Genomic DNA, 4,299 nt, shown 5'->3' with positions numbered 1-4,299 from the left:
GTTGATAGAAACACAGGAATCACTTGGTATAAGTTTAATCAATCAGTGGAAAAGAGACTGGAAAGAGTATGTAAAAGATAATCCTGATATATCGATAGATTGGCGTTCTAGTGAAGGTATATCATCTTTGGGTGGGTTTTTCTCCTAGTTTAGATCAAAGGTTATTATCTCCCAGGAGATCAGATAGTGATTCTAGCATGGATACAGATACAGAACTACAAAAGCTTTATAACAAAGAGAATATTAAAAAGATATTATCTACAGGATCAAATGATAAACTGATCAATATAGATATTGTGGAATATAATCCAAATGATGAGATACCAAAAGAGCAACATATTGAACAACTAAAACAAGAACAACAAACTAGGTTAATTAAGAAGTTAAAACAAGATCTGATAGAATTACAATCTTCACAAATTACTGAAAAATTTTATGTGATTGGAGTAAAAAGCGATACTCAAAAAGTAATTTCTACTTCTATAATAAAAATTTTTTTAGAAAAAAATATATCCATTATAAAAATATTTCCTTTATTAAACTATCAATATTCACAACAATTGTTTTCAAAACTAAATCTTGATCCTCTATCTGAGGATGTAGATGTAAATATATGTTCTAAGGTGCAATGTGGGACTTTTTTAATAAAAGCACAAGAATTAGATATTAGCAAGTTTATTGAAGTAGCAAGATTAAGAATTCAACACATAGATAACCAAGTAAATACTATACAAGGGGAAATAGATTCTATTTTAGAAAGGTCTGTTCAGAGTTTAGAAGATGAACATAAGTCAATAGTAGCAGGAGAAAGCAGTGATAGGAACGTGGAATCTGGGCAAGATGGTAGTAGAGTTAGAGTAAGTATTGGAGAGCAAGCTGGTACGAGTGGTATATTAAAGAGGAAAGGAATAGATGGTGGTGATTCACCTATAAAAAAAGTAAAGTTTAATCTAGAAAATCTAGAGGAACATAGAGATAATATAAATTTGCAAGCATCTGGCTCTGGTTGTTCTACTCGTACTTCTAGTAAGAAACGTCTTAAACGTGATCTATGTCAAGAAGAAGAAACTAAAGAGATATTTCCATATGAACCATTGGAAGAAAATGTCGCAGAATCTTCTAAATTCAGTGCAAGACTATATTCACAAATAGCATATCTTGTAGCTTCAGAGCATCCAGAACCTACTAATCCAAACATCAAGCCGGACAATGTTCTTACTTATGCACTAAATATAGGAGATATAATTAGTGAAGGAGAAATAAACCATAGTTTACGAGAACAGGAATTATTACAAACTCATTATCAGGAAGCACAAGACTTCTGTAATACATACCCTAAAGATACGATATTAGATTTAGTAGGAGCAGAAATTGATTTATCAAGTCGTGCTTGGTTATTTGATAATAGTAAACATTCCTTATTAGTATCATATGATGGCAATCGCTATCAGATACATAGTCCAGATTTGAACTATAGGCAAAGCTTTCAAACCAAAGAAGGAGTAAGTTTTTCGGATATAGAATTATATGCTGAAGCATTTTTTAAATGGTGTAGTAATAGTATAGAATATGATTTGTTTACTTTAAAACAAAATGTACCAGAGGAAATTACCAATAAGATAAAGCAAACTAAATTCTGGAATCCTGATCAAGTTGTTTCTGATTTAGTATTACTTGATAAAGGATCTTTCTCAAACATAAAGGGAATACCAGCAAAAGTGGTAAGAGAGTTATTCTTTTTAGATGGTAAAGTACCGGAGCTTATGGCATTGCATGAGGATTTTTTTATTAAATACTCTGGAAGAATTTCTATTAGAATGGAAGAATTACATAATGTCTTGTCCTCTTTAGATCCGCAAGCACGTAAATCTTTAGTTAATTTAGTAAAACAACATAACTTCCAGGTAGATACTGCATATATTAATAATATGCCTGAAAGTACAAAAAGTGTACTATATTCTTATCATAACGAGGTTAGTAACAAGTTAAAAGCATCAGAATCTATTAATATTAAAGATTTATCTGATTTATCTTGGCAAGTTCTTGCAAAAGAAATGACAAAAAATCCAGAAATTTCATCTGAATTAAAAGAATCATCACTAAAAAATGTGAAAGAGCTTTATTCTATTGCCTCAAAACGTGCTCATGAACTTGGGATAACTAGTCAAACATTATTTTTCTTGCCTGATATCATTAGATCAATGAATACTGGTAATTTTGAAGGATTGCAAAAAACTAGTGAAATGATGTTAGGAGATATGGCTTTTAATAAGATGTATGATTCACTAATAAGTAAATTGGGATCAGTATTACCTAAAAGTAGAATAACATTACTTAAAAAATTACCAATAACAAGTCCTATATTTAAGATATTAACAATTCATTCAATTATAGAATTACATAAGCAATTAAATAACTTGCCTGCTGATTCAGAAGAAGCCGGTATTATCAAACATCAATTAGGAGAGCAATATTTTACCATAGGATTAATGGTTGCAGAGCTATTTGGATTAGAACTAGGTCCATTATGGGTAGGATTGATGGCAGAACAATTAGTTTATGGAGCAATAGCCTTACGTAAGCAGTATCACTTAGATATTTCATTTGGTGAAGCGTTCTTAATGAATTTAGGATTTGAGCAAGATAAGTTACAATCAATACTTACAGAAAGACAATTAGTGGATCTTAACCTATCTTTAGTCGATAGATTGAGTACTCAAATAAATACTAGTTATGGTTTAGTAATAATAAAAGTACCTAAAATGTTATATGATGTACCTCAGGTAGGAAATACTGTGATTGAGTTTAAACCTCAAAATAGTCGTTTCTGTATGGAGGATAATGTCTTTTTAGAAAAGAACTCTGGTTATAAGAGAATTTCTTCTGTAATTAGTGATGAACAAAACAACAATTGTGTTGACACTGCTGCATTACAAATATCTGGTGATGGTCTTGCAGTACTATATGGTAACAATAATAGTACCGAGCAACAATCTATTTATGTTAATTTTGATCCTAATGAAGGAGATATGAAATTACATTTTACTAAAGAAGGATTAAGTAGGTTAGATAAGTTAAATAATCATCAACAAAATAATACTAATGCTACTAGTCCATATGTGGTTACTGCTCAAATATATCATAAACCTTATCCAGATCAGATTGGATTATTTGATAATAAAAATCATAATTTTATATTAAATGATGATAGCAAACGTGTAGTTAGTAACTATTACCTAGATGGTACTAGCTCTTTTGGATTAGAAGATAATTCTATCTCTATAAGTATAAAGTTTTTAAATAGCAAGCTCTTTAAAGGATATAACGCTTATATAAGCGGTAATACAAGTGATATGCAAGTAAGAAGCATCTATTCAGATGATATCACCAGTCATATTGTTTTAAAAAATAAAGATTACTTAAAGCTTAACTTAGAACATCTTCTTATAAATGGGAAATTAACTATAGATATTCCAAATATAGAAATATTATATGCCAAAGGTGCTACAATGCTACAACATAATCACCTTCGTAATAATGATATAATAGAAGTAAGTCCTAATGTACTAACATTTAAGATATTATTAGAAGCACCTAGTATTAGCAGAATTGATATTAAGAATAAAAATGCTTCTGACGTTATTATCAATATGCAGCATCTTAATAACAAGGCTTTTACATTATCTATACAAGGCATACACACTGAGTATAAATCATATTATAGTTTTATAGTAGATGATTTACAATCTGTATTAGATGAAATGACCTTTACTAGTAGAGGTTTTCCTCGGTATTTTATTTTTGTTTGTAGTAGTAGAGGATCCGTGCAAGGATGGTGTGAGATTAATAATAATCCTAAAAAAAATATCATATCCATAAAAGGGAAAATAGATGAAAGAGATGGCATACTAACCATCGAAGATAAGAAGTCTATCTTAGAGATTGTTAAAAATACAAATAAGCTACCTCAAGATAATAAGCATATTGAGGTAATAAATTATGATAATGTAGTAGCATTAGAAAATAGTTTAAAATTTGAGAAGGTTTTAAAACATGCTAATTATAATATCAGTGCTTATTATAACTACATTAATAAAAATGATTTATTAGGAAATTGGCATACCATAGAATTTTTTGACACTAATAGTAATTGTACTATACTACATCATTTTAAGCATGATAATAATATACAAATTAATGAAGTTAATTATCTAATAAAGGAAAATAAAATTTATGCTCTGCCACAAGATAACATTGATGGGTAACAATTTACTTAGGAATTATGCTGAAAAACCAGGT

1 protein-coding gene is annotated in these 4,299 nt (G+C 29.4%); it reads left to right on the top strand.

The window, feature by feature from the left end; all coding sequences use genetic code 11:
• The first annotated feature begins 197 nt into the window (after window positions 1-197).
• Window positions 198-4,265: a hypothetical protein gene (locus tag REIS_RS04690; protein ID WP_008580126.1), complete on the top strand. Its 4,068-nt coding sequence runs from the start codon at window positions 198-200 to the stop codon at window positions 4,263-4,265.
• Window positions 4,266-4,299 lie beyond the last annotated feature (34 nt).

The organism is Rickettsia endosymbiont of Ixodes scapularis, from assembly GCF_000160735.1.
Classification (GTDB): Bacteria; Pseudomonadota; Alphaproteobacteria; order Rickettsiales; family Rickettsiaceae; genus Rickettsia; species Rickettsia tamurae.
This window is presented reverse-complemented; position numbering and strand designations above follow the sequence as displayed.